Source organism: Thermogemmata fonticola, from assembly GCF_013694095.1.
In the GTDB taxonomy this organism is placed as follows: domain Bacteria; phylum Planctomycetota; class Planctomycetia; order Gemmatales; family Gemmataceae; genus Thermogemmata; species Thermogemmata fonticola.
In genome coordinates, this window is the sequence record NZ_JACEFB010000001.1 from 841,114 (window position 1) to 867,104 (window position 25,991).

The 25,991-nt window shown below is 56.5% G+C and carries 18 protein-coding genes; 9 read left to right on the top strand and 9 right to left on the bottom strand.

Going from position 1 to position 25,991, the window contains the following annotated elements:
• Positions 1-146 precede the first annotated feature (146 nt).
• The 3 genes from H0921_RS03040 to H0921_RS03050 form a co-directional block, all read right to left on the bottom strand.
• On the bottom strand, positions 147-1,460 hold the full coding sequence (locus H0921_RS03040; protein WP_194536525.1) for a class I SAM-dependent methyltransferase: 1,314 nt from the start codon (positions 1,458-1,460) through the stop codon (positions 147-149).
• A gap of 616 nt (positions 1,461-2,076) precedes the next feature.
• Entirely contained in the window at positions 2,077-3,090 is a 1,014-nt protein-coding gene (tsaD, locus tag H0921_RS03045; RefSeq protein ID WP_194536526.1) for a tRNA (adenosine(37)-N6)-threonylcarbamoyltransferase complex transferase subunit TsaD, read from the bottom strand.
• A 227-nt stretch (positions 3,091-3,317) separates the two neighbouring features.
• Entirely contained in the window at positions 3,318-4,556 is a 1,239-nt protein-coding gene (locus H0921_RS03050; RefSeq protein WP_194536527.1) for a response regulator, read from the bottom strand.
• Between the two features lie 506 nt (positions 4,557-5,062).
• On the opposite strand from H0921_RS03050, the gene glgP reads away from it, so the two are divergent.
• Positions 5,063-7,621, top strand: coding sequence for an alpha-glucan family phosphorylase (gene glgP / locus H0921_RS03055; protein WP_194536528.1), 2,559 nt, complete (start codon positions 5,063-5,065; stop codon positions 7,619-7,621).
• A gap of 93 nt (positions 7,622-7,714) precedes the next feature.
• Here the strand turns inward: glgP and H0921_RS03060 are convergent, their stop codons facing one another.
• On the bottom strand, positions 7,715-8,473 hold the full coding sequence (locus H0921_RS03060; protein ID WP_194536529.1) for an SDR family NAD(P)-dependent oxidoreductase: 759 nt from the start codon (positions 8,471-8,473) through the stop codon (positions 7,715-7,717).
• A gap of 386 nt (positions 8,474-8,859) precedes the next feature.
• Between H0921_RS03060 and H0921_RS03065 the strand changes: the two genes are divergently transcribed.
• The 7 genes from H0921_RS03065 to H0921_RS03095 all read left to right on the top strand — a co-directional run bounded on the left by H0921_RS03065 (position 8,860) and on the right by H0921_RS03095 (position 18,204).
• Positions 8,860-10,494 (top strand): NYN domain-containing protein, encoded by a 1,635-nt coding sequence (locus H0921_RS03065; protein ID WP_194536530.1) that lies wholly within the window; start codon positions 8,860-8,862, stop codon positions 10,492-10,494.
• Positions 10,495-10,685: 191 nt separating this feature from the next.
• Positions 10,686-13,331 carry a spermidine synthase gene (locus tag H0921_RS18290; RefSeq protein WP_194536531.1) on the top strand — a complete coding sequence of 882 codons (2,646 nt, stop codon included), beginning with the start codon at positions 10,686-10,688 and terminating at the stop codon, positions 13,329-13,331.
• Between the two features lie 95 nt (positions 13,332-13,426).
• Positions 13,427-14,659 (top strand): ATP-grasp domain-containing protein, encoded by a 1,233-nt coding sequence (locus H0921_RS03075; RefSeq protein ID WP_194536532.1) that lies wholly within the window; start codon positions 13,427-13,429, stop codon positions 14,657-14,659.
• A gap of 39 nt (positions 14,660-14,698) precedes the next feature.
• The gene (gene mch, locus H0921_RS03080) at positions 14,699-15,643 is read left to right on the top strand and encodes a methenyltetrahydromethanopterin cyclohydrolase (protein ID WP_194536533.1); all 945 of its coding nucleotides are present in this window, start codon (positions 14,699-14,701) and stop codon (positions 15,641-15,643) included.
• 26 nt (positions 15,644-15,669) lie between these two features.
• Positions 15,670-16,557, top strand: a complete 888-nt coding sequence (locus H0921_RS03085; protein ID WP_194536534.1) for an ATP-grasp domain-containing protein — start codon at positions 15,670-15,672, stop codon at positions 16,555-16,557.
• Between the two features lie 101 nt (positions 16,558-16,658).
• The gene (locus tag H0921_RS03090) at positions 16,659-17,591 is read left to right on the top strand and encodes a triphosphoribosyl-dephospho-CoA synthase (RefSeq protein ID WP_194536535.1); all 933 of its coding nucleotides are present in this window, start codon (positions 16,659-16,661) and stop codon (positions 17,589-17,591) included.
• A 106-nt stretch (positions 17,592-17,697) separates the two neighbouring features.
• Positions 17,698-18,204, top strand: coding sequence for a 6-pyruvoyl trahydropterin synthase family protein (locus H0921_RS03095; protein WP_194536536.1), 507 nt, complete (start codon positions 17,698-17,700; stop codon positions 18,202-18,204).
• A 32-nt stretch (positions 18,205-18,236) separates the two neighbouring features.
• Here H0921_RS03095 and H0921_RS03100 read toward each other — a convergent pair whose 3' ends face one another.
• From H0921_RS03100 to H0921_RS03115, 4 genes are all read right to left on the bottom strand, one after another.
• Complete coding sequence (locus H0921_RS03100; protein ID WP_228498907.1) at positions 18,237-19,190, bottom strand: 3-methyladenine DNA glycosylase; 954 nt, start codon at positions 19,188-19,190, stop codon at positions 18,237-18,239.
• A gap of 520 nt (positions 19,191-19,710) precedes the next feature.
• A complete protein-coding gene (locus H0921_RS03105) occupies positions 19,711-21,126 on the bottom strand; it encodes a GntP family permease (protein WP_194536537.1) in 1,416 nt (471 codons plus the stop codon).
• 221 nt (positions 21,127-21,347) lie between these two features.
• Positions 21,348-21,707 (bottom strand): hypothetical protein, encoded by a 360-nt coding sequence (locus H0921_RS03110; protein ID WP_194536538.1) that lies wholly within the window; start codon positions 21,705-21,707, stop codon positions 21,348-21,350.
• A 1,291-nt stretch (positions 21,708-22,998) separates the two neighbouring features.
• Entirely contained in the window at positions 22,999-23,238 is a 240-nt protein-coding gene (locus H0921_RS03115) for a hypothetical protein (RefSeq protein WP_194536539.1), read from the bottom strand.
• A gap of 282 nt (positions 23,239-23,520) precedes the next feature.
• Here H0921_RS03115 and H0921_RS03120 point away from each other — a divergent pair, with 282 nt between their 5' ends.
• Positions 23,521-24,783 carry a molybdopterin molybdotransferase MoeA gene (locus tag H0921_RS03120; RefSeq protein ID WP_194536540.1) on the top strand — a complete coding sequence of 421 codons (1,263 nt, stop codon included), beginning with the start codon at positions 23,521-23,523 and terminating at the stop codon, positions 24,781-24,783.
• A gap of 84 nt (positions 24,784-24,867) precedes the next feature.
• On the opposite strand, the gene H0921_RS03125 is transcribed toward H0921_RS03120, so the two are convergent.
• On the bottom strand, positions 24,868-25,899 hold the full coding sequence (locus H0921_RS03125) for a sugar phosphate isomerase/epimerase family protein (RefSeq protein ID WP_194536541.1): 1,032 nt from the start codon (positions 25,897-25,899) through the stop codon (positions 24,868-24,870).
• Positions 25,900-25,991 lie beyond the last annotated feature (92 nt).

The following is a 25,991-nucleotide window of genomic DNA, read 5'->3' on the forward strand; positions in this document are numbered from 1 at the left end:
TTCCTGCACCGGATTCTTTCCATCTCGGCGCGCAGTGACCAATGGCCCTTCTCCCGCTGCTAAGTTAGTGCAGTCCATCCCTACCCCTCGGCTTGCAGTTGCATGCTGCAAAGCTTCCAAGGAAAGGGGACATTAAGAGACGACGGTCAAAAGTTTGGCTGAGGAAAAGGCGACTCCAGCACCTTCCGTGCGATCAGCAGGCATGGCTTTTGTGTATCCTCGGTCAGGAGCAGGAAAACGCCCTCCGAGGTTGCGACTGACAGTCGGAAGCTCCGCAGAATCTGTTGGCAGTGCTTGTCCCACAATGCGGCATCGAGAGGGGAACCACACTGTACGACCGTCACGGAGGTGAAGGCAGATTGTTTCAGCGTGCGGCGCAGGTGGCGCAGGTCCGCCGGCAACCGTTCGAGAACCTGATAAGTGTCAGCAAACGGTGTTGTCACTGGACGGTCAGCGGTCAGGAGAGTGGTCCGAGGATGGAGGCGGGCGGCACCCAAGCGCTCGCGGAGCAAATCGAGAAGTCCAGCGCGAACTACAGCAGGCGAAGGATGATAAACATAGTTCGCCAGGGGACCATAGACCGGTGACGGCAAGGGGCCGCTCGCGGATAAAGAGGCTATAAGAGGTCGAGGGGGCTTAGGTGCCTCCGTTTCCCTGGCATCAGCAACCGGCGTGTGTGCCACTTCCGGATCGGGCAGCACAAGGGTAGCACGACGTTCACAGCTTCGCAATGGTCCAAACCACAGGACACATTCCTTTAGCTCCCCTCCCGCAGCAATAAATTCGATTTCCGCCTCGGAACGATATGCTTCGACCGCAGAAAGCGGAAGACCAGGAGCCAACTTGATTCCCCACGGACGCGATGTTCCCCAGCGGGACATCAGAACGGATAAGGGCGGTTGATAATCGTCAGGATGGAGGTGACGCTGGTGGTTTCTCCGACGATCGGGGTCGATCCAAAGGGCCACCGACTCCGACGCCCGTTGAGACCAGGACAAGCAATCGGCGAGCTTAGCCCTGACGCGGGAATCCATGTTCCAAGCGGCTGCGTTGGCTTGGGTCAGAGCAACTCGCAGAGGGTCTTGATCGATAGCCTCGACGAAGCGGCCAGTCATAGCCAGAGCTAATGCATCAGCTCCCAAGCCACAGGTCAAATCCGCTACCATCGGATATCCGGTGTATCGGCTGGCACGATAAAGAGCGATTTTCTCGCCACTGGCTTGTTCCAGAGCTTCACGTGTCGCATAAAGACGTTTCCACCAGGTGGGAAATTTCTGCCGGGCTTGTTGCCGGAGGCATGCCGTTTCCAACGCCGCCTTGGCTAAATCCGGCCGATAGCGCTTCTGTAGTGTCGCTAAACACCGGAGGAGGGACAACCGCGTCGGTTCCAGTGCTTCGGCGTCCGCAAGAGCAGCTTGACCCTCAGTTTGCAGCAGCGCCTGAAATGTCTTCAGGTCCATTATGAATACACCAGCCGATTTCCATTATGCCTCCTCAAGGGGAGAACCTGTCGTCCTCGGTCATTCCCCAAAGGTACGGTAAAGGGCTTCGTCCTAGCTCGTGATCCGGGGAACACAATAGGAGTAGTTTTTGGGCCGGTATGTCCCATCCCCCCTCGTCAGCGGCCTAGCCGTTTCTAACCTATGATCATATCCCTGAACCACGCGATGAAGGAGCCGAGTGTCGATTCCCCCTCCCAGTGAAACGTAACGGAAACGCGTGATCGTATATTTCAACTAGCTAGAAAGGAGCAGCTATGGGTAATCCCGCAGGTGTACGACGCAAGCAGCGGTTGAAGCGAAGGAAGCGGTACGAGCAACGACTAGGTCCTGGTGCCTATCTCCCCAAGGCACTCCGGGAGAAATGGCAGCAAGAACATAAGTCCGACCCACCACCCTCGGATCGCACACCGGAAGCCAAATGATTCTGGAATACGATGCCAATCCGTCTGCGGGGCGAGCTAGATTTGGTCTTCGATTTCTAACTTCAAGACACGGAAAACCCGGTGAAACCAGGAAAAAGCCCCGAAAAAAGCCTGGAAGGGTCACGGCAGCTCGTAAGGTTCCTCTGGGACTGCTATAGCCAGGTGGGCTGGGCATCCAAGTCTAACGGGGCAAACAATTTTTGTTTCCAGAGTTCCACGGCTCCAGCGGCCATAGCGGCATTGTCGGTACAAAGATGCCGGGGTGGGACAAACAACTCCACTCCTTCCCGCGCACACATCGCCTCTAGGGCCTGGCGGAAAGCCTGATTGGCGGCCACACCTCCCCCAACTGCCAAGCGGCGTTGACCCGTTTGGCGCAGGGCCTGCTTGGCTTTGAGAACTAAGACGTCAATCACCGCTTTCTGGAAGCTAGCCGCCAAATTGGCCCGTTTGGGACCGGGAGGCGGAGGGTCCATGCGGCGGGCATTCTGGCCAAAGCAGGCATACAAGACAGCAGTCTTCAGCCCGCTGAAACTGAATGCTAAACGCCCGTCGTCAGCAAAGGCCCGTGGGAAATCGTAGGCTGTCGGATCACCTAGAGCCGCTTCACGCTCGACGGCAGGTCCACCAGGAAACCCCAGTCCCAACAGAGCAGCGACTTTGTCGAAGGCCTCACCAGCAGCGTCGTCCCGTGTCCCTCCCAGAACCTTCATTTCCTGGGCACTGTTGCAGTGCAGGAGTACCGTATGCCCACCGCTAACCACCAGACCCACACAGGGGAAAATGTCCCGCCCTGCTGCCAAGCGACAGGCGAAAACATGACTGACCACATGATTCACCGCCAATAAAGGGATATGCAAAACTGCCGCAAGCATCTTGGCGGCTGCCACTCCCACCAGCAATGAACCGACCAAACCTGGTGTATGGTGGACAGCCACAGCGGAAAGGTCTTTCAGAGTGATGCCGGCTTCTGTCAAAGCAGAGTCCACTACGGGTAGCAACTGACGCAAGTGGGCGCGAGCTGCTATCTCCGGGACCACCCCCGTGAAGGGCGCATGCCAGCGGGTCTGAGAGGCGACGACGTTGGAGCGCACTTCATATTGATCCGTAAATACCGCTGCCGCCGTCTCATCACAACTTGTTTCGATAGCCAGGAAAAATGCCATACGACTGGATTGAGCCTCTCCTCTCCTTCTCAATAGCCAATGTCTCCGCGGTCCTTTCCCGATGCACCTCGGAGTCAAAAGCATTATAGGAGGCAACCCCGCGTGCTCCGAACCAGGAACTGCCGAACTGACTTGAGGATTCTCTTGATGTGCCAGGATCGAAAATAGGGAGAAGACAGGAAGCCCTGCCGCATCGACCTGTAACAGATTGTGTCATGGGATCCGGACTATTTGATGGGCACTTCCCGACTGACAGCTTCGGCTTTACGAGACAACTCCTGCCAGCGCTCCCAATGGTCATCCAGACCCAAGCGCTCCAAATAATCAATATGGGGTCGTTCTCCTTCCCGTTCGCTTAAGAGCGCTTCGGCGGCATGGACCGTTGTAAGCGGTGACACGGTCGTTCCCGGACACTGTTCCGGGATGTGATGCCAAGCGACGGCCTCGACGAGAGGATCCGGGAGTCCCCACAAGCCAAGCAAGTACGCACCGACTTCCGCATGAGTCGCCCCGAAGACCTGGTGTTCCGCCTTAGCCAGTGACATATTCTCGCGGCGCACGAGGTGGAAAACCTCGCGGTAGGTTTCCGGCAACTGACTGGCTAACAGCAACTGGCCAATGTCGTGGAACAAACCTGCCAACGTCGAATCTCGCGTATTCCGTTCATCCAAGCGCTCATGTTGGGCGATCCGGCCCGCAAGTGTGGCCACGGATTGGCTGTGTTCCCAAAGCTGATCGATGCAAAACGGTTTGAGCTGAGCCGGGCTGTAGCGCGAGAACAGATCGGCTGCCAAGACCAAGGTGCGTGTCAATTCCCCGCCTAGAACGCGGACAGCCTGAGCCGGCGTAGTGGCCGGCCGGCGTAAGCCGATCAAGGCGGAGTTGGCTACTTGAAGCAGTTTCGCTGCAATTCCTGGGTCCTGGGAAACCAACTCCCCCACTTTGGCCAGGGAGTAGTCCGGTTTCATCAACTCATCCGCGATCCGGCTGTACAAAGTGGACAGCGTCGGTATCTGACCGAGCCGCCCTACGACCGTCATAACAGAAGGGCTGCGTAGAAGCTCTCGCAGGGATTGTGTCCGCTGGAGGGTGGCATACAATTCCGCAGGATCACAGGGTTTGGATAAAATTCTCTGAACTAAGGGAAGGACGCGGAGTAAGAGGTCCTGATCGCCAGGACCAGCCAAGACGATACGAACCGTTTGAGGGGTTTGCTGCCGCGCCTGGAGCAACAATTCCTGACAAAATCCGGCTGCTAAGCGTACATCCGCCATGATGATGGCATAAGGGCCATCTTCCAGTTGCCGGAGGGCTTCCGGACCGCCACGGCTGTAATGAGGCCGCCATTCCTCCTCCAATGGTTCCATCAACTGTCGCAAAAAGCGGTGCAGATGGGGATCATCCGCCACAAACAGAATCCGGCGGGAGGAAGACCGGCTATCTTCAATCACGGGTGGGACGTCCATATTTCCGGCACTGGAGGAGATTGTTGCCTGTTGCGGTTCCGCTACTCTCCGGACGCTCTTAGCGGAATCATAGTTTAGCTTAGCACTGCGCCAACCGTAATTTCGACCTCGTTTCCTAGGACTGTTATCATCTGCTGACCCACCTTCTTCCATTATCGGGCATAATCCCTACAGCATGCCTGCTCATTTCGTCCTGATCGTCATTTTTCACTTTTGCCCGATTCTCGCCCCGTACCCCATTCCCCCTTTCCCCAATTCCAGGAACCAACGTCCCCAGGGCTAACGACAACGGAAAACAGGACGCCCCATGGCACTTGTAACGCGCACTCATACAAGGAGCAGTCGCGAGAGGAGGCCGCGGTTGGGTATTGGAGCAGAATAAAATACATTATGCGGGAAGACTATATGTCAAACTCTCCCACGTGTCTTCCAAGCTTCCATCGCCAGGATAGCAGGCTCTGCCTAAGATTTCGGTGTGGCATTTTCGTATTCCGCAAGGGGAGAGCATGATCGGACCGATCCGTACCTATACCGTCCTACCCAAGTTACCTGAACGCCTCCGTCCGTTGCAGACTCTGGCTTACAACATGTGGTGGTCCTGGAATGCCGATGCCGTGGCGTTATTTCGCCGCATCAATCCCGATCTATTTGAGGCCTTGGACCACAGCCCTATCCGATTGCTCGGAGCAACCCCTCAGTCACGTCTGGAGGAATTAGCCGCTGATGATGCCTTTCTGGCCCACATGGACCGTGTGGCCAGTGCCCTGGAACACTACTTGAATGCTCCGACCTGGTATTCGGCCAATTTTCCTCAGGATCGGACGCTGTGGGTGGCCTACTTCTCAGCAGAATTCGGCATCCACGAGAGTATTCCCGTCTATTCCGGCGGTTTGGGCGTGTTGGCGGGTGATCACCTCAAAAGCGCCAGCGACCTGGGTATCCCCCTCTGTGGCGTGAGCTTGATGTATCGAGAAGGGTACTTCCGTCAATATCTCAACGCCGAAGGATGGCAGCAGGAGCGCTATCCGGAAAACGATTTCTTCACTTTGCCCCTGCTTCCCGTCCAGGATGAACAGGGAAAACCTCTTCTGGTGACCGTTCCTATCTCGAATCGGCAAGTGAAATTGCGCATCTGGCGAGTTCAGGTGGGACGAGTACCCCTTTATTTACTGGATGCCAACATTCCGGAGAATTCTGCGGAGGATCGGGCAATCACCGCTCAATTGTATGGCGGGGATCAACACATGCGCATTCAGCAGGAGATTGTGTTGGGCATCGGCGGCATTCGTGCCTTGCGAGCCATGGGCAAAATGCCGACCGTGTGCCATATGAACGAGGGGCACGCGGCCTTTACGGCCTTGGAACGCATTCGCATTCTTATGGAAGAGCAGCACGTAGACGTGGATACAGCTTGGGAAGCCGTCAAGGCGGGCAGTTGCTTCACGACCCATACACCGGTGCCCGCAGGTAATGATGTCTTTCCCCTAGATATGGTTGAGCACTACCTGGGGGATTACCTGCGGTCGATGGGCATGGACCGCCAGCGTTGGGCGGAGTTGGGACGGGTCCATCCCCAAAATGAGCAGGAACCATTCGGGATGACCGTGCTGGCCTTAAAGATGGCCAATGTAAGCAACGCGGTAAGCAAACTGCATGGTGTAGTGACCCGCAAGATGTGGAAGGATTTGTGGCCGGGATTGCCGCCCCAAGAGGTGCCCATCATCCACATCACCAACGGCGTTCATACCCAAAGCTGGCTTTCTCCGGAAATCGCCACCCTTTACGATCGTTATTTGGGCATCCAATGGGTGGAAAAACCGACGGATTTTGCCATCTGGCGGCGCGTCGAGCAGATTCCTGATGCGGAGCTGTGGCGCACGCACGAACGGGCGCGGGAACGGCTCGTCGCCTTTGCCCGCCAACGAGTCAAAGCCCAATTGAAACGCCGGGGGTCTCCTCCGAGCGAAATCGCCGCGGCAGATGAAGTCTTGGACCCTGACGCTTTGACGATCGGTTTCGCGCGGCGTTTTGCCACCTACAAGCGGGGCGATCTGGTTTTTCGCAATCCCGAACGCCTGGCTCAATTAGTCAATAACAAGGACAGGCCGGTGCAGTTCATTTTTTCTGGTAAAGCCCATCCTCGCGATCAGGGCGGCAAGGAGTTGATTCAACGGGTGGTCCACTTCTCCCGTCGGCCGGAGTTTCGCCGCCGCGTGGTCTTTATCGAAGATTATGACATGAATGTGGCCCGCCATCTCATCCAAGGTGTGGATGTGTGGTTGAACAATCCCCGCAGGCCCCTGGAAGCCTCTGGAACCAGCGGCATGAAAGCGGCCGCCAATGGCGGATTGAATCTGTCAATCCTCGACGGCTGGTGGTGCGAAGGGTACGATGGCGACAATGGCTGGGCTATTGGCGCGGGTGAAGAATATACGGACCTCACCTACCAGGATGAAGTTGAAAGCCGGGCGCTTTTGGAAATCATCGAAAATGACATTGTACCCGTCTTCTACCGCCGCGGCGCGGATGGCCTGCCCCGCGAGTGGATCCGGCGAATGAAACGGAGCATCCTAACATTGGTTCCTTTTTTCAACACCAATCGCATGGTGGAGGAGTACACGGAAAAGTGTTATCTCCCTAGCCATCGTCGTTCGTTGCAACTCACGGCTGACCAGGTGCAACAGGCCCGCGCCCTCGCCGAATGGCGCCGCCGTCTCCGCAAAGATTGGAACCAGATCCGCATCGTACACGTCGATGCCCCCACCCACGAAACCCTCCGGGTCGGAGCCGAGTTTCCCGTCAAAGTCCGGGTTCATCTCGGCCCTTTCCGACCCGATGATGTCGATGTCCAGCTTTACTATGGGGCTTTGGATGCCGTCGGGGAAATAGTCGATGCGCGAGTGGCGCCCCTTCAGCCTAATGGCGCCACAGCCGATGGAGATGTGCTATTTACGGGGAGCGTCCCCTGCTCCGCCAGCGGGCAATTCGGCTTCAGCGTTCGCGTCTTGCCCAAAAACCCCTTTCTGCCCCATAGCTACGAACCTGGGTTGGTGACCTGGGGTTAATACACTCAAAATTCACTCTCTGGCGATCCTCCAGCGTCTCTCGTTGGCATACGGGCCGACCACGACACGATAAGGTTCTCTGCATCTCGAACCTCAGTAAGTCGCTCGGCCGCCGCTGATGTCAAAGCAGAAGCCTGTGGTGAAGCTGCATTCGGGACTCACAGCAAAGTGCACCAGGGCAGCAACCTCTTCGGGCGTTCCCGGACGCCCTAACGGAATCTTCGATAGCATCATGTCGATCTGCGCCTGATCCAATTGTTCCAAGATGGGAGTGCGAATCACCGCTGGTGCGATGCTATTGACACAAATATCGCCCTTGCCGATCAGTTCCTTGGCCAAAGATTTCGTCAGTGCGATCACCGCGGCCTTGCTTGCCGAGTAAGGAGCCATCTTCGGGTTCCCTTCCTTGCCCGCAATACTGGCGATGTTGACAATGCGGCCGTAGCGCCGCTCGATCATTCCTGGCAATACCGCCTTGCAACACAAGACCAGGCCGATCACGTTGATGTTGAAAACATACTCCCAGTCTTCGCGGACACTTTCCCAAATGGGGACATCCCGTCCTTTACGGCTAGCCACGCCGGCGTTATTGACCAGGATAGATACTGGACCGGCTTTCTCCGCCACCTCTCGGAAGACTCGCTCGACATCCGCTTCGCGGGTCAAATCGCCGACCAGCGGCACGCCGCCAATGGCCTCCGCGACGGCATGGGCGTTATCTCGTTGAATGTCGAAGACTCCAACCTTGGCTCCCGCCGCGGCCAATCGCCGACAGATCGCTGCCCCGATCCCCTGACCGCCGCCGGTGACAACCGCCACCTGTCCATCCAAGCGATAAAACTCTCGGCTCATCTTTCCGCTCCGCCAGTCCACTTTCGGAACCTCTGCCACGCGAATCCGTGGCATGAGAAATAGGTTAAGAATCCTTCAGATGAACGGCCAACGCTGCGGAATACCGCCCACCCTCAGCATCTCCGCTCCTTCCACTTTCCGGTTCAGGCAGCTCGATGTAACCATTGGGATAAGATGCCGAACCTTGAAACCCCACACAAGACAGTTGGATCCACTCTGGTCACTCCGCCGGTGCTGGGTCAAAATGTATTGTCATAGTCTGTGTCGTGATGCCACAATACGTTTGGCGTCTAGGCCGTGGTATTATGACCATACTGGCCGGCAGACGCTGCTGTCGGCTGCTGTTTGAACTAGTAACCCCAACTCCTCACGGATAACAACGCTCCATGAAATCGGTACGCAGCGGTGACGGAGAACGGGCCTTAGCCGTCTTCATCGACTTTGAAAACCTGGGGCTGGGCTTCCAGAATCGCCGAGATCGTTTCGACATCCACAAAGTGCTGGAGCGGTTGGTGGAAAAGGGAAAAATCGTCGCTAAGAAGGCCTATGCTGACTGGAGCCGCTTCAGCAGTTATACCACGGCCCTCCATGAGGCAGCCATTGAACTGGTCGAAATTCCCCGGCGCGGCGTCAGTGGCAAGAACTCGGCGGATATCCGCTTGGTCGTGGATGCCATCGACTTAGCCTATTCCAAAGACCACATCGACACCTTCGTGATCGTTTCGGGAGACAGTGATTTCTCTCCTTTAGTGTCCAAGCTCAAGGAATTGGGCAAGCACGTGATCGGGATGGGGTTGGCGGATGCCACTTCGGACTTGTTGCGGGACAATTGCGATGAGTTCATCTACTACGAAGATCTGGACCGGGCACCCATTATTCCGGTCAGCATGAATGAAAACATACCGGAACGCAAGCGTAAAGCCTTCGCTTTGCTGCTCGAATCGCTGTTGGCCCTGCGGCGGGAAAACAAGGAAATCATCTACTCCTCGATGATCAAAGATACGATGAAGCGGAAGAAGCCTTCATTTAACGAGGAATACTACGGCTACCGGACCTTCAGCGAATTCCTGGAGGATGCCCAACGGCTGGGCTTACTGGAGTTGGAAAAGCATAAACCAAGCGGCATGTACATCGTGACCCGCTTCGGTTTGGAAATGGCCAAGTCTAGCGGTCCGGTAGAGGAGTCGCCTGGACGCTCCGCTCCAGCAGCCGCCAGCAGCTCCAGGGGACCAGGGATGGGCGATGCCGCCTCCGCAATGGGCCGCGCTGCCGACCTCAAGGGCGGCGTCGAGGAACGATCTGGTCTTCTTCCCCGGGAGTCGTTTTCCGGAGAAGATAGCGGGCGTTCTACTTCTCCCCCCCGTGGTACCTCTTTACCTTCTCCTCGGCCAAAACATGCTGAGTTGGACGAGCCGCTCTCGCCCATCGATCGGCCTTTGGGCCGTGCTTTAGTGGAGGAAGCGGAGTGGGAAGACGATGATTTGGATCAAGTGCCCAGTTACGGCAGCACGCCGTCCCCCTTGGCACCGCCCCGGTCCAAGTCATCGCCGATGGGGAAAGCCATACCTTCGTCTCCGGTCTCCCCGAAATCCTCGGGTCAAGCAGAGGCTTCTCCAAGCAAGGGGGGCGTTTCCCTGCCCGCAGCGCCGCGCAGCGCCCGGAGTGCAACGCCGTCCCATAGCACCCGTAGCAGTTCTGCGCCGCCTTCTAGCTCTTCCCGCAAAGCGACTCCGCGAGGAGAAAAACGCGGGAGTGGCAGTCCTGTCTCCACTGGCCGGTCCGGTGGTTCCCGCAACGGGGGTTCCTCTGCCTCTGCCACCCGTCGTTCCAGCCCTTCCTCCGACCTAACCGCCCCCCACGCCCCTGCTTCACCTGGCTCGGTCGAAAGCCCTCCGGTGGCGAAAGCGCCTGCTCCTTCCGGTGGAACAATCGCTCCCTTAGGGCAGTATGGTCCTCCACCTCCTCAGCAAGACCTCGGAATCGACGAGGAGGCTGAATTCCGCGCCGGCTTAGAAGATTGAACCGCGCTAGCCTCATGCTAGGATGCCCTGGGTTCTCTCATCGTCTTTTCATGCCAGGCGGTTTTGGAAAGCACTCCCCCCCACGCTAGGGAGTTCCTAAACTTCGCTGTAACCTCTGTGAATTTCGAGGGTAGAAGCCGGAACTGTCTTGCTGGCATTCTGACCTGAAGTCGGAACTGAGGGATCCACCCGTGCCAATCCTCTTTGCGATCACGCTGTTCGTAAGTGCTTCCCTATTGTTCATGGTTCAACCGATGGTGGCGAAGATGATCCTTCCGCTGTTGGGAGGAAGCCCCGCGGTGTGGAACGCTTGCATGGTGTTTTTCCAGGCGTTACTCCTGTTGGGCTATCTTTACGCGCACCGGATCACCCAACGCATGACGCCGTGGAACCAGTGGATTCTCCATCTCGTGGTAGTGGCCCTGCCGTTTCTGAGTTTTCTGTTGGCCATTATTTTCGGCTCCCGCCACACACCGATCGCCATTGTGGAAAGTTTAGCCCCGACAGGTGATGCCAACCCCGTCCTCCACGTTCTGGCCTTGCTCGCCGTGGCAATCGGCATCCCCTTTTTCGTAATTTCGACGAGTGCTCCTCTGCTGCAACGGTGGTTTGCATACACTGGCCACCCTTCCGCACGAGACCCCTACTTTCTTTACTCCGCGAGTAATGCGGGGAGCATGATTTCGCTCCTCGGTTACCCCTTACTGATCGAACCGAACCTGAGCATCGTCGGCCAAGCATGGCTGTTTGCCATCGGTTTCGCCTTGCTGGCCTCGCTGGTGTATCTCTGCGGTCACGCCGCTACCCATCCGGTGAGTGTCCCGCCGCCGAAGAATCTGACGACCTATGGCAGCGGAAAACGCAAAAACAGCTTCGATAGCCGTTCGGCCGGGACAGGAGAAACTGCCACATCGCTTGCCGAGGCGGAGGCAGAGCCACCCCCTACTCTGTGGCAAAAGCTCCGGTGGATCGCCCTGGCATTTGTCCCATCCAGTCTGATGCTGGGCGTGACCTTCCATATGAGCACGGATATTGCCAGCATCCCGCTAATGTGGGTCATTCCCCTTTCCCTGTACTTGCTGACATTCATCATCGCTTTTGGCCGGTTGCCAGCTTGGTTCCGGATTGTGATCGGCAATCTCGCCCCGGTTATGATTCTACTCTTGGTATTCACCATGATCTCCAAAGTCGTAAGTGGACATATGGGCTTGGAAATACTCTTACATATCCTCACATTTTTTGCCGTGGCTTTGATGTGCCACTATGAGTTGGCTTATGATCGTCCCAGTACAAAATACTTGACGGAGTTCTATTTGCTGATGTCCGTGGGCGGAATGCTCGGAGGTATATTCAACGCCATCGTCGCTCCCCTAGTTTTCAAGCATGCATTTGAGTACCCATTGGTGTTGATCATGGCCTGTCTATTGGTCCCATCGCTGGCTCAAATGACAGCGGCAAAAACTTCGAGCAGCGATCGAACTGCTTCCGGGAATACATCCGGGAATACTGATTGTCGTCCCAGGCGATCTTGGTCAAAGTGGCTAGTATGGTCCCGGGACCTCATCATTCCCGTGCTGGTTTACTTCGCCTTCGACTTTATTCATAAACTTCCTGGTAGCGATTGGTATGCGGCAGAAATCCTCAATGGAAGTGAAAGTGGAGGATCTGATACTTTTTGTCGCATTGTCATTTCATTGTCAGATAACTTGAATTTGGCACCTCAGACGATCATTGCCATCCTGGTATTTGCGGTCCCAGTCATGGTGTGTTTCTTTTTCGTGGATCGTCCCTTGCGGTTTGCATTGTCTGTCGCGGCGATCCTGATGCCCATAAAGTATCAAGACTCCGTGATGGGTTACATTCACGTGGATCGGAGTTTCTTTGGTATTTTGAAGGTGGAGAAACGGGGTACCTTCAATCGCTTGATCCACGGGACCACGCTGCACGGAACACAATTCAACGAGGAATTCGTGCGGCACTGGCGGGACGACTTGCAGTTTATGATTCCGAATTCTCCCTGGGATGTGGTAGTCATCGCGGGAGCAAACTGGCATTATGATGTGCGCCAGGAACCGCTGACATACTATCACCGCACAGGTCCGGTCGGGGCTGCATTCCGCGAATTGCGCACGCGGAAAGGAGGAGCGGATGCCAAAGCGCCGGTCGCTATGGTTGGCTTAGGCACCGGCAGTGTTTCCTGTTACGCGCTTCCCGGTCAAAAGCTGGTTTTTTACGAAATTGATCCGGCAGTCAAGGCTCTTGTTGCCGATTCGGACCGCTTTTTCACCTATGTGCGGGATGCCCGCAACCGGGGGGCCGAGGTTGTTATTCGCATGGGCGACGCCCGCCTCAAACTCAAAGAAGATGTCGATGCTCGCTATGCCCTGCTCTTTGTGGACGCCTTCAGTTCCGATGCTATCCCAGTTCACCTGATCACGCGTGAGGCCGTGCAACTGTATATGGACCGCCTCACGGAGGATGGCATTTTGGCTCTGCATATTTCCAACAAGTATGTGGCTCTGGAGCCGGTCGTCGCAGCCATTGCTCAGGACTTGGGTCTGGAAGCCCGTATCTGGAACGATTCCTCGGAACGCCACATCGGCAAGACAGCTTCGAGCTGGGTGGTGCTAGCCCGCAACCGCCAAACGCTCGGTACCCTCGCCTTACCGCCAGAGGAACAACAGAAGTACGGAACCGATTTCCGGCCCCTCCATTCTCTGAAAAACATGGAAGCCTGGACGGATGATTATGCCGATGTGTTGCGGGTCATGATGTTAGACGAAGTGCGGCGCCTGCGGAAATTGTTCGGCTTGCCAACTTACCGGGATGAGGACTGATCTCCTTAGAAACTCCCGCGTATTGACGGATTCCACGCTGACTCCATGTGCCAGGCAGGAGGCTCAAGGGCGATACTCCACTCCGCAGGGTAACCATGAGGCGCAGAGGCTGGTTCACAATGGGGGTGGTGGGCGTATCCGCTCGTGCCGCCGTGCAATCGCTCGCCAGAGCCGGTTGTTCTGCTTGGGCTGTGGACCTATTTGCTGACGTGGATTTGCAGCGCTGGGCTAAAGTGCAAAGGTGCTTGCCTCAGGCTTATCCCCATGCCCTGTCCCAACTGGCTGCCCAATTTCCCGCCTCGCCCTTCCTTTACACCGGGGGTCTGGAAAATTACCCGGAAGTGATTGCGAATCTGATGGCGATTCATGAGCTGTGGGGGAATTGCCCGGAAACGGTGCGTGCTGTACGCGATCCCTGGCAACTGGCCCAATGCTTTCCGGAAGTGATTCCACCAGTGATTGCGCGACACCAAGCGTGCCCCGCCACGGGACAATGGCTATGCAAACCGCTACGTTCCGGTGGAGGGATAGGCATACGCTTCGCTCGCCCCGGAGAATGCCCCGATAATCATCACTATTTGCAGCAATACCAAACCGGCCTGCCTGCCTCAGCCATCTGCTTGGATGATCGTTGCTTAGGCGTCACCCAGCAACTTCTCGGCCAGTCCTGGTTGCATGCCCGAAGCTTTTGCTGGTGCGGGAATGTAGGCCCCTGGATCGACGATTCGGAGGTGCTTTCTCTTTGCCAGCACTGGTGCCAGAGGTTCCAGCAGAACTACGGCTTGCAAGGGATTTGGGGCTTCGACTTCATTCGCCATCGGGGCGGGATCAGTGTAGTCGAGATTAATCCCCGCTATCCCGCTTCGGTGGAGGTGCTGGAGCATGCGTATGCAAAGGCCGTCCTGCTGGGGGAAGTATCACCCGACATTTCACCCCGCTGGTTCGTGGCCAAGGCCATTTATTACGCTCCCCATGATTTGTGTTTCCCGGACGGTGGTCCTTGGCTTGTCGATGTGCAAGCTGTTTTGGACCCGTGGCGCTGGCCAACTTACGCCGACATTCCCCCGCCCGGCACTTTTATTCCTAAGAATCGGCCTGTACTGACTCTCTTGGCACGAGGTCACACTCTGACCAGTTGCATCGCGCACCTGCAACGACTGGCGGCCCAGCTTGATCACCTTTTTGCCGAGGCGTCGGAGGCTGCTGTTTCTGCGCCAGGGTCTCCCCCAACAGACCAGTTTGTCACAGACATGACAATGTGCCAGCCGGCCAATCAAAGTCTAGGCGACGATACATCCTTGAGGGAAGAAACCAAGGAGGAGCGATAATCTCCCCGTTGTCTCGACGACCTCTTGGGAGGAGAATTCATGACCCTGAACGAGATGGCTCAGCGCGTGGCGGAAGAACTGGTGCGGGATCCTGGACGTTATCGCGTGGCGGTTACGCGTGTGGCTGGTGCTCATGTCATTGATTGTGGCGGGGCGGTGGATGGGAGCTTGGCCGCTGGCATTCTGATGGCTCGGACGTGTCTGGCCGATTTGGGGCAAGTCAGCCTGGTCCCTTATCCCCTCGGCAATGTCGGGGGGCTAGCGGTGCAAGTGGTGACGGACGAACCGGTGCGAGCCTGTCTGGCCTCCCAGTACGCCGGATGGCGCCTTCAGGTCGGCGAGTATTTTGCGATGGCATCCGGCCCCATGCGGGCCTTGGCGGCGCGTGAGGAGCTGTTCCAGCACATTCCCGGCCAGGAGCGAGCACCGGTCGCTGTCGGAGTGCTCGAAACCCACCAGCATCCCACTCCCGAAGTGATTGCTGCCATCGTGGCCAAACTGCCCGAGGATACGGAACATCTGACCTTGCTAGTGGCTCCAACGACAAGTCTCGCCGGCACGTTGCAGGTCGTGGCACGCTCGGTCGAAACGGCCTTGCACAAACTGCATGAGCTGCATTTCGATGTGCGGCAAGTGGTCAGTGGGTGGGGTTTGGCTCCCTTGCCTCCTGTGGCCCGCAATACCATCGAAGCGATCGGACGCACGAACGACGCCATCCTGTACGGAGCGGAAGTGATCCTCTGGGTCCACTGCGATGACGACCTGCTCACCAGCATCGGCCCCCAGGTTCCCGCCTGTGCCTCGCGAGATTATGGCTCACCGTTTGCCGAGTTGTTCCGCCGATACAATGGAGACTTCTATCAGATCGATCCCCTGCTCTTTGCACCCGCAGTCGTGGAATTCCGAAATTTACGGACAGGCCGTTGCCACCGATATGGCCAGCTCTCTCCCGACTTGCTGATCCGATCGTTCGGACGGAGCTAAGGTAAAGCCAGAATCGAGGAAGCCCGATGCGTGTCGCCATATTATCCGGAGGTCGCGGCTGGCATGTCCAAGATTTGCTTCGCGCGGCAGAAGGGTTACGCTTGCAAGCCGATGTGCTGGACTTTCGCCATCTGAGTGCGGGAACGGGCCAGGGTTGGAATCCAGGGGGTGGACCGCTGGCGGGGTATCAGGCTGCTTTGGTCCGCACGATACCCGCCGGATCGCTGGAACAAATCATTTTTCGCATGGATTGTCTCCATGCGGCAGTCCTCCGAGGTCTCACCATTGTGAATGCGCCGAAAGCGGTGGAAGTCTGCGTGGACAAGTATCTGACCTCGGTCCGGTTGAGTCAGGCCGGTTTACCGACACCGCTGACTTTCGTTGCCCAGAGAACCGAGGAAGCCATGCAAGGCTTCGATGTCCTCGGAGGTGATGTCGTCGTCAAACCATTGTTTGGAGCTGAGGGTCGCGGCTTGCAACGAATCTCTGATCCCGAACTCGCTTGGCGGACCTTCCGCGTCCTGGAAACCAGCGGACAAGTGATCTATTTGCAACAGTACCTCCCTCATCAGGGGTATGATGTCCGCGCCTTTGTGCTGGGGAACAAGGTATTGGCCGCCATGCAGCGGCATGCCCGTGCAGGCGACTGGCGGACCAACGTCGCCCAAGGAGGGATAGCCGTGGCTCGCCCGGTGTGTGGTACGATCGCCGATTTGGCCCGCCGGGCAGCTCAGGCCGTAGATTGCCTCATCGCTGGCGTCGATCTACTCCAGGACCGCCAGGATCGCTGGTGGGTGCTCGAAGTCAATGCTGTCCCAGGGTGGAAAGCCCTGGCTGCGACATGCCAAATCGATGTTGCCCAGGAAATCTGGCGCTATGTTACCCGATTGGCTCGAAGTGTGAGAGAGGTGTAGGCACCGTAGTCTCTCAATCAGCGGGAGGTGTAGGTGGCTGGATAGGATCAAGAAGCCCTCAGACACGGAGACAGAAGGAGGAAATGTCAAGGAGACCGGCGATGCAACTGTTTACGAGGCTGGATCACACACCGCTTATTGCTGCTGCGGAGGCATCCTCCGTGGCCCTGCATGTGCAGACGGCTTGCATTTGGGAAGTTCTTTCCCGAAAGCTCGGTAATGTCCACCGTTACCAGGATTTCGCCGATACGACACTGGCCGATTTTCTCTTGAGTGCCGCCGCTTGTGCCGGACCGCTGAGTCAGTCGACCCTCCCATTGGGCCAGCGAATCTATCAAGCGGTGGCCGCAACGCGGAGGATTGTCAGGGTGAATACTAACCTCGGCATCATCCTTCTATTAGCCCCCCTGACAGGACTGGATTACTCGTCGCGGTGGGAAAACGAGTTGGGAAAAGTTCTCCAAGCCGCAGACCTGGCCGATGCGCGGGATGTCTATGCCGCGATTCGCTTGGCTCAACCGTCGGGCTTGGGTCAAGTCCCCCGTGAAGACGTGCGGGGAGAACCTACGTTGCGCTTGCAACAGGTCATGGCCTTGGCAGCAGATTACGATCTTATCGCCCGTCAATACGTCACAGATTATGCTGACGTGCGGCAGTTTGGACTGCCCGTGTTGATCGAGGCTTGGGAACGCTGGGGCTGTGTCGAAGCGGCTGTTCTCGAATGCCAACTTCATTGGCTTGCCCAATACGGCGACTCAGCAATCGCCCGAAAAAATGGTCCGGCAGCGGCGCAGTGGGTACAACAGCAAGCCCAAGAGGTGCTAAACTTGGGGGGGTTGAGCAGTGCCGCGGGGCGGCGCGCTGCCGCCCAACTGGATCGTCGTCTGCGGCTGCCAGATAATCGCTTCAATCCTGGCACCACCGCCGATCTCATTACCGCCTGTTTATTCGTAGCCCTACGAACTCAGGTATTGCGCCCGGATTCCCCCTTTGTTTGGGCACAATCCCTCGGAGTCGAGTTGGCATCGCTATAACATGGATCGGAGGATCAAGAAGGCACCCAAGGGTCCTGAAGTCTCGCCGGGGAGGACCTCTTTGAGAACAACTGCCCGGAATTCCCCTAGCCTCTGATAAAATATCATGCCGACTGAACGCTACAAGGTGCGCGTCACCAAAGATCATCTCGTATTCTGCTGCGGGCACTTTATCAGCTACCGCGGACACCAGTGCGAACGACTCCACGGACACAATTACCGTGCTGCGGTGGAGGTCGAAGGCCCGTTGCAAGCGGATTTTTATGTGGTGGATTTCATCGCTTTGAAGCATCTGACGCGAGAAATCACCGATGAATTGGATCACCACATGCTCCTGCCCACGCGCAATCCGGTGATCCAGGTGGAGGAACGCGGCTCAGTGGTGGCTGTGCGTTATGCGGAACGGCAATGGCTCTTTCCCCGCGATGACTGCGTCCTATTGCCCATCGAAAACACCACCGCCGAGCTGCTAGCCCACTATATTGCCGGCCGCTTGTGGCAATCCCTGCAACAGCGCGAGGGGTTCACACCCGATATCTTGCGTGTGGAAGTGGAGGAAGCACCGGGGCAGAGCGCAACCGTAGAGTGGCGTTCCTCATCCACCCCGGCGTAAACGGCACGCCTAAGCTGCCTAATCCTATCGAGTCACCGCCACATCGACCGTTCAGGATGAGCGGCTCCATCTTGCCTCGGAGGTGGATCAGGAACGGACAAGCGATCGTTGAGCAAACGCTGATACAGCGCGCGCAGTTGTCGCCGCAGCGGCTGAGCTTGGACGAAGAGCTGGCGTTGGGCTTCGATGTATTCAGCGCGCCCTTCGGTGGTTTCGATGCAGATCGGTTCGAGGCCATAAACGCGGAGATCGTAGGGGCTAGCACGCATGTCCAACTCGCGGGCGCGCCGGGCGAGATCAAAGGTAGCTGCCACTAGGGATCCCGGACAAAACGGCGCGATTTTATAGGCGAACCGATACAGGTCCATGTTGACGTGAACACAAGCCGGTTGATCGAAGCGGATCGCATCCGACCGTGTCAACTCCCAGCGGTTGAGCGGACGAGCCGACGGCGTGAAAAACCGGTACGCGTCGTAATGGGTACATCGCAACGACTGTTGCCGCACGAAGGCGTCGATTCTCTCGCTCTGAAGTCGCAGTGGCACATAGGGATGACGGATGCAAGACTCCTGATATACCATCGCCCATTCGTGCAGACCGAAACAACTCCACGCCGGCTCGCGAGCTTCCACAGCCTCCAAATACTCCACTGCCCAACGCAAATAATCCACGCGGTGGGCCGGAAACGCCTCCACAGGCAATACCACTCCCTCTGTGATCTCGATAAATTCCCGCCAGCCTACGTCTTCAATGCGGGCGCCTTGCAACACGATGCCCCACCCCGGCGACCAACGCAAAAGATGACTGGGACGATATGAGTAATACTCAAACAAAAAATCATACACCGGATGGCGCTGGCCCCGGCTGGATCGCTGCAATCGCGCCTCGACCCAGGGACGAAGGAGCGATAGATCCCGTTGCCGCTCTTCACGCCATCGATCCGCTGGCCACCATTCATACGGCTGCCTGATCGCCCCGACGGCCATCACCTCTCTCCAATCCCAGAATCTACGAAGGATTCCACACCGAACGAAGAATCTCTTGACCGCACTATCAGGATTGTACGCGCGCTGAAGCGCTAGCTCCGGCGAGCCTATCGCTCATCCTATCTGTCCATAGACACACGAAAAATGCCAAAACTTAGCACCGAAGTGGATAGGTGGCAGGGAAAAACAAGGGGTTAAAAGAAGTGTCCCGCTCCAGATTGTTGCTGCGTCGCCCATTCACAGCAACCATCCTTTGCGGGACAATGGAATCGTAGCACCCGATCTGGGAAAAAGCAAAAAAATTCTTCCGGACTATCGCAGAAAAAGAGTTTGGCTTGTCAAAATTTTCGACACCTCCCCATCGTTCTCTTCACCTGTCTCAAGTTTGACGTAAATTATTGATATTTCTGATGTTGAGATGAAAAAGCTCAAAAAATACGGAGGGAAAATGGAGCGGAACTCAGAATTCCTCAGGGGGAAAGTGTCATTTTCATCGTTTTTTCATATGAAGCGATTGTGATCAAGAGGGGATAGACACAAGCGGGAACAGAGTAGCGAGAATCAAGGTCACAATCATCCCCGTACATCCTAACACAGCCAACAGTGGGGTCCAAGATCGCAGGGTTTCCACTTCGGTCAAGCCCCCCATCTTGGCAAAGATCCAGAAACCAGAGTCATTCATCCACGAGCCGACAAGCGATCCGGAACCAATAGCCAGTGCCAAATAGACGGGATGACAGCCAAGGGAGGTCGGAGAGGTCAACATAGCGCCGAGCATGGAGGCGGTGGTAATCATGGCCACTGTACTTGAGCCTTGGGCGATTTTCAAAACCATGGAGATGCCGAAACCGAGGAAAAGATAAGCTAAGCCGCCACCTCCAAGTTGTGCAAAGTGAGCTTCGATAGCAGGCCCAATTTGCGCGGCTTTGAGCATAGCTCCGAAAGCTCCCCCCGCCGCAGTGATGAGAATGATCACTCCTGCGCTCAACAATGAAGTCTCAACCATTCCTAAGGTTTGCTCTCGTGTAGCTCGTTTCTGTTTGCGATAGATTGCGACAGCAATGATCATGGCTAAAAACAAGGCAAAATTGGGGTCTCCCAAGAGCTGAAATACCGGCTGAATGTACTCGAGCTGCACGTTCGAAGTAGACTGTTTCATTCCAGCTTCGACGGCTGTATTGGCACTGATGAGGAGCACGGGAAGAAGAATCGGTAGTAAGGACAAAAGCAGAGGAGGCAAGCGCTCCTCTGGCAGGGATTCCATGACCTTCAGTCCCGGCACTTCTCGCATGGGAACGGGCATGCGGCGGTCCACCCAAGCGGAAAAAAGCAAGCCTACTGCCGCTGCGGGGACAGCTACTAAAATTCCCATGAGGATCATCACACCCAAATCGACTTGCAATTGGGCTGCAATCACCAACGGCCCTGGTGTCGGAGGCACCAATGTGTGGGTGATCGCTCCCCCTGCTGCGATCGCCATGATAGACAGCAGATAGCGGCGCTGAGTTCTTTGGTAGAGCGAACGCGCAAGAGGGACGAGAAGGTAAAACACTGTATCGAAGAAGACCGGAATCGCCAGAATATACCCACTCGCTGTTAGAGCCGCTGGCGCACGCCTCTCTCCCAAACACCGCAGAAGTGCTCGGACAATACGATCCGCAGCGCCACTTTCCATCATGCAGGTTCCGATGATCGAGGCGAGAGCAATCACTATCCCGAATTTTCCCGTCGCATTTCCAAACTCGATAGCCACCGTGCTAACCGCATTCCCCAACCTCATCGTAGCTGGACCAGTTTCGGATGCAGGAAGTGTGGTAGCCAACAGACCCACCACAAACGCCGAACTGATCAGAGCCACAAAGGCATGCACCCGAAACACGACAATCAGACCGATAATGGTGACAATTCCCACCACTAGGATCACCAATGGGTGCATATCTGCCACTCCCGCAGAATCTCGGCGTGTTGTCCGGTCTTGCCTGATTCCTCTTGGCCATGTGGCTCGTGGATCAATTCCACACCAAGCCTCTACCCAGGCACGAAACCCCTGCCAGTTTATTGCCTGTTCCTGGAATGGCGAGGCCGAGGTCAGAGAGAGGGCAAAGCTGTGCTGAGGCTTTCAGAAGCCGAGACTTAGGTCTTTTCTAGAATTGCTTGCTACTTGGCGGTGGGGATGGCTTGAACGGTGATTTGACCGTTAGCTGAGGAGAGGACATAAGTCTGATTGTCGTTTTTGCATGGCAGTTTACCAGTCCAGAGGGGACGGGTGGGATTCTTGGGGTCGTAAATTTCCACATTCTTGATCGTGGGAAGGGGGAGAAACTCTCGAACTGTTTCTCCAGCGACTAACTGGATAGGTTTGCCCCGCCGGGCTTGACCCGCGACGATAAATGTCTCTTGGATGATCAGGGTTTGCCCCGTTTGGTTCTTGATGGTAACCCACCCTGCTAGGGCAACTTCCGCAAACAACAGCAGGAAGCAACCTCCCAACAGGCCACGTCTCAAGGTGTATCCCATGCCTCGAACTCCCTGTCTGGAGGGAAAAATGCTCCCATGGCTTCGGCACTCGGATATGGTTTCTCAACCTTTGAGCTTCCCGTCTCTTAGCCAACTAAGCAAGCGCCTGAAACTCTCTCGATTATGAACGCTTACGAGCACAAAGGCTTGCGCCAAAATGTGGGGAAATCCTGTGGAGTCACGAGGAAGCGTCACTTCGGAAGTGAAAAAATGTTTTTATATCGAATCCAAGTCCTGCATTAGCGATAAAACCATGGCCAAAGTGAAAGCTGCGAGGATCCGTGATGGGAGCCGCAGATACTTACACAGGGGTTACCGGTATGAGCGGGACGCTGCCAATAATCCTCCAGGGAGCGATGCTCCTGTTAGTAAGCGTGCTATTCCTAGTGAAGAGCAGCACACAAATAGGAGTGGCTAGTCTCGCCACCCCCGCATTAGGCGGTGATTGCAACCGCAGAGTACTTCCCCTCTCAGTGGGCATCCTTTTTCATAGGCATGGGATGGGGCAACTCAGAACCCGAGGGCGTTCCCTGCGGACCCGCGTTAGGAAGAGGAGTTGGCTGCCCGACGATGGGAGGATATGCCCCTGTGGGGAATGTCATCACAGGGGGGGTGGCAGGTAGTGTGGCGATGCCTGGGGGGACGAGGCAGGCATCACAGGCAGTGGGGGGAAGTGGATAACCAAATTTGTAATACTTGTGGTGCAACAACGGCTTACGCGGAGGATAGTAGCATGCTGGTGTTGCACAGGGATGCAACCGGAAACCCCAACAGGGATGATGGCAATAGCATCCCGTGTTCGCTACCATCACTCCTAACCATACCAGATAAGCCCAGCGCAGCTTCATGACCATTTCCTCCAAATTCCTCGGAGATCAAGGGCAAGGAGCAGCCCTCGTCCGCATCCTACGGAGGCCAACGGAATCCTTTCCTCAGCACGCCGGTGCTTTGGCCTAATCATTCTGCGGCTGTTCCATGACCGTCTTCCTTACGATCATGCGCCACGCTAGCCTCAAGTCAAAGAAGGATCATCGCCAGAGCAGACGATTCCGAGGCAGACGGCGACAGGTTTACCTTCCACGGTAAGTGTGCCGGAACTGTGTTTGTTACCTACGGCAGGAACCCGTGGGAGGCGGAAAAGATAGCTACCCATGCCGGACAAATGGGACCTAAGGAATGATCTGGCAATTGAAACTTTTCCCGCACAAAAAGCGGTCCAAGCTGCTCCGCCTGACGTTCTCCTCCCGTGGCAAGAGAAAAACGGGATTGGCCATGTCCTGCAAGGACAATTTCAAGTCGGACAGGCCAGCGCCAGGTTGTCTTCCGAGTTACCGCCATGAAAGCGGTAAAGTGTCATTGGGGCACATAGGTCGTGGGCGGGAGTGGCGGCGGCGGGGGTGGCAGACTGCCCACTGTTGGAGGAGGCGGCAAACTGCCGCAAGGTGGAGCAGCACTGCCGGAAACCAAACAATTCCTCCTCCAACCGCAACCTGTACTCGTCACCAGAAGAATCAGTCCCGCGAGAAGCCATCGTTTTGTTTTATCCTTCATCCTTATCTCTCCCCAAGCCGTTTTGTGAAAGGTTTGGCCACCGGCATGTTTTCGACTTTGAGCTCAGCGCTGGGAATCAACCTAATTTAGCCTAGAAGCCATCCTTTCAAGTCGAGGGGACTCACTTGAAAAAAATCGCCAACTTTTGAACGCATGCAGTTCTGGAAATAGCGAAGGGATAGACTAGGGAGAAAGGGCGAAGTCAAGGGGAAATCCCGATTGTTCCTGAAGGTGAAATCTTAAGGGCTGCTGGCACAAAAGTATGACAGATAAGAGAACAACGGCACCAGCATTGCTGTGCGATGTGATGATCCAGATCAAACAGCGACTCCGGCCATTGGAATCCCAAGAGGTGTTATGGGACCAGGCGGCCGGTCGGGTCTTAGCACAAGCCATTACAGCGCCTGTCTCCTTGCCCTCATTCCCCCGTGCCGCCATGGACGGTTTTGCTGTGCGCTCCAGCGATCTGGAGGCAGCCTCTCCCGAGCAACCATGCCAGTTACAGGTCCGCGGAGTGGCGTATCCCGCCCGCCCTTGGCCGGGCACGGTTTCAGTCGGCACTGCGGTACGGATCATGACTGGTGCTGCCATCCCAGAAGGTGCGGATACCGTGGCGATGCTTGAGGACAGTGAGGTATCCGCGGATGGGCAGTTTGTGAGTTTCCGACGGCCATCCCCACCCGGCCGGCATGTCATCGCTGTCGGCGAAGATGTTCGCGCCGGTCAGGTCGTGCTCCCCGCAGGCCGCGTGCTCCGTCCTCAAGATGTGGCCTTACTCGTGGCTCTGGGGCTAACATCATGCCCTGTGGTGCGGCAGCCGCGGGTGATGTTACTCGTGAGCGGCTCGGAACTGGTTCCACCGGGAGTTATCCCGAAAGTTGGAGAGATTGTGGACAGCAATACTCCCCTGTTGCAAGCATTGATTCCCCGTGATGGCGGTCAAGTAGTAGAGGTGCTGCGAGTCCCTGACGACCCAGTCCTTCTTCGCCAAGCCTTCCGTCAGGCTCTGACAAAGGACATCGACGTTGTGCTCGTGAGCGGCGGCTCGTCAACCGGAGATGAAGACTTCTGTCCCTGCGTGCTCGCGGAAATGGGAGAATTGGTCGCCCAAGGACTGGCCATCCGACCGGCAGCACCGACGGGCTTCGGCTGGCTGAACCGAGCTGGAACCCTGCTCCCTGTCGTGCTCTTGCCGGGCAACCCCGTAGCTTGTCTCGTGGCTTACGAGTTGCTCGCGGGCCGAATCATTCGCCACTTGGCTGGCCGCTCCCTCGACTTGCCCCATTGCCAGCGGACCGCACCGTTGCGCGAGAGCTGGTCTTCACCCCCGGGACGCCTGGAATGGGTTCGCGTCTGCATCGAGCAGAATCAGGCGGTTCCACTTCGGCAACGGGGAGCATCCTCGATTTCTTCCCTGGTCGCCGCCGACGGCTTCTTCTTGGTTCCGGAGGAAGTAACTCTCTATCCTGCTGGTACGATAGTCACTGTGTATCTTTTCGACACTCTGAGCGGTCAGCAATTTTAGCAACTTTAGCAACTATTCCGTGCCGGCCGAATACCTCAATGCAGCCGACTTTTCCCCCATCTCACGGGACCGGAGGAAGGCAACTCATTTCCCCATCGGCTTGGAGACTGATGGAGCGCTTTGCAAACCTTGAACCACCCACTCCAGGAATTCGCGGGCATGCCGGGCCAGCTTGTCCACGTCTTCCGCTTTTTCAGGACGTGGCAACAGGGGGGCGAAGATATTCTCACAGGCTAAGGGCATGGTCAGCCCTGTAAATGCCACGGGTTGCAACAGACGATAGTGATCGATTTCTCCAAAGCCGGGGCCGCAGTCTTCCTTCTTAGGCCAGAGGCGATGATCTTTGATGCAAAAGCTGCGGATTTCGGAGACACAGGTGCGTACGTCTGCAATTGGGTCTTTTTCCAGATAATCCAGGACGTTCCCTGCGTCATAGTTGACTTTGATATGGGGGTGGTTGACCTCCTGAGTGATCGCAGCACACGCTTGACCCGTCCCCGTTTCACCCCCATGCTGCTTGATGACCAGGATGACATTGTGATCTTTGGCGATGGGAGCCAGCGCTTTGAAACGTTCCACCCAGAGCTGACGGTTGCCTCCCTTGGTATGACCAAAGGTTAACACTTGTCCGATGCCCGCCGCTCCGGCTTGCTTGATCCGCTGGGTGAGGACTTCCAGTCCATCCGGGGCTTCGGGGTAAACCATACTGAACATCATCACGGGTTCGAGTCCCAAGTCGCGACACCGGCCCGCCAGTTCTTTGGCTTTCGCCGGAGGGTCATCCCTGGCAAGCACTGGGATGTTTTGTCCGCTGTCTTCCCGATGGGTGGTCCCCCACGCGACGTATTTGAATCCGGCAGCCTGAATACCCTTGAGGGCACGGACCAACGGAAAGCGGGCGTACGGCAGGGTCATGCAAGCGATTTGGAAGCGAGTCGGCCCTGCGGGCGTCAAACTCGCATCCTTAGATTGGACTTGAGATTGGGCCTGACTGACGGAAGGAGAATCTTGACGGTCGCTTTCTGTCCCGCTTGCTTGCTGAGGTTTGGCTGCCTCAAGTCCTCCCCAGCCCGCGAGTAGGACAGTGGATTGCAGAAAATGACGGCGGTGTATCATCGCAATCCTCCCGGCAATGCCCAGGATGCCTTTGCGACCCCTCCGTGGCGGGATTATTCCTTTCGGATCAGATTCTTCAACGGTCACGATCG

What these genes read in the sequence shown, in the direction of transcription:
- H0921_RS03090 (WP_194536535.1), top strand. Translation starts at nt 16,659, where the DNA reads ATGCAACTGTTTACGAGGCTGGATCACACACCGCTTATTGCTGCTGCG.
- H0921_RS03125 (WP_194536541.1), bottom strand. Translation starts at nt 25,899, where the DNA reads ATGATACACCGCCGTCATTTTCTGCAATCCACTGTCCTACTCGCGGGC.
- H0921_RS03060 (WP_194536529.1), bottom strand. Translation starts at nt 8,473, where the DNA reads ATGAGCCGAGAGTTTTATCGCTTGGATGGACAGGTGGCGGTTGTCACC.
- H0921_RS03120 (WP_194536540.1), top strand. Translation starts at nt 23,521, where the DNA reads ATGACAGATAAGAGAACAACGGCACCAGCATTGCTGTGCGATGTGATG.
- H0921_RS03050 (WP_194536527.1), bottom strand. Translation starts at nt 4,556, where the DNA reads ATGGACGTCCCACCCGTGATTGAAGATAGCCGGTCTTCCTCCCGCCGG.
- tsaD (WP_194536526.1), bottom strand. Translation starts at nt 3,090, where the DNA reads ATGGCATTTTTCCTGGCTATCGAAACAAGTTGTGATGAGACGGCGGCA.
- H0921_RS03110 (WP_194536538.1), bottom strand. Translation starts at nt 21,707, where the DNA reads ATGGGATACACCTTGAGACGTGGCCTGTTGGGAGGTTGCTTCCTGCTG.
- H0921_RS03065 (WP_194536530.1), top strand. Translation starts at nt 8,860, where the DNA reads ATGAAATCGGTACGCAGCGGTGACGGAGAACGGGCCTTAGCCGTCTTC.
- H0921_RS03100 (WP_228498907.1), bottom strand. Translation starts at nt 19,190, where the DNA reads ATGGCCGTCGGGGCGATCAGGCAGCCGTATGAATGGTGGCCAGCGGAT.
- H0921_RS03075 (WP_194536532.1), top strand. Translation starts at nt 13,427, where the DNA reads ATGAGGCGCAGAGGCTGGTTCACAATGGGGGTGGTGGGCGTATCCGCT.
- mch (WP_194536533.1), top strand. Translation starts at nt 14,699, where the DNA reads ATGACCCTGAACGAGATGGCTCAGCGCGTGGCGGAAGAACTGGTGCGG.
- H0921_RS03085 (WP_194536534.1), top strand. Translation starts at nt 15,670, where the DNA reads ATGCGTGTCGCCATATTATCCGGAGGTCGCGGCTGGCATGTCCAAGAT.
- H0921_RS03095 (WP_194536536.1), top strand. Translation starts at nt 17,698, where the DNA reads ATGCCGACTGAACGCTACAAGGTGCGCGTCACCAAAGATCATCTCGTA.
- H0921_RS03115 (WP_194536539.1), bottom strand. Translation starts at nt 23,238, where the DNA reads ATGGCTTCTCGCGGGACTGATTCTTCTGGTGACGAGTACAGGTTGCGG.
- H0921_RS03105 (WP_194536537.1), bottom strand. Translation starts at nt 21,126, where the DNA reads ATGCACCCATTGGTGATCCTAGTGGTGGGAATTGTCACCATTATCGGT.
- glgP (WP_194536528.1), top strand. Translation starts at nt 5,063, where the DNA reads ATGATCGGACCGATCCGTACCTATACCGTCCTACCCAAGTTACCTGAA.
- H0921_RS03040 (WP_194536525.1), bottom strand. Translation starts at nt 1,460, where the DNA reads ATGGACCTGAAGACATTTCAGGCGCTGCTGCAAACTGAGGGTCAAGCT.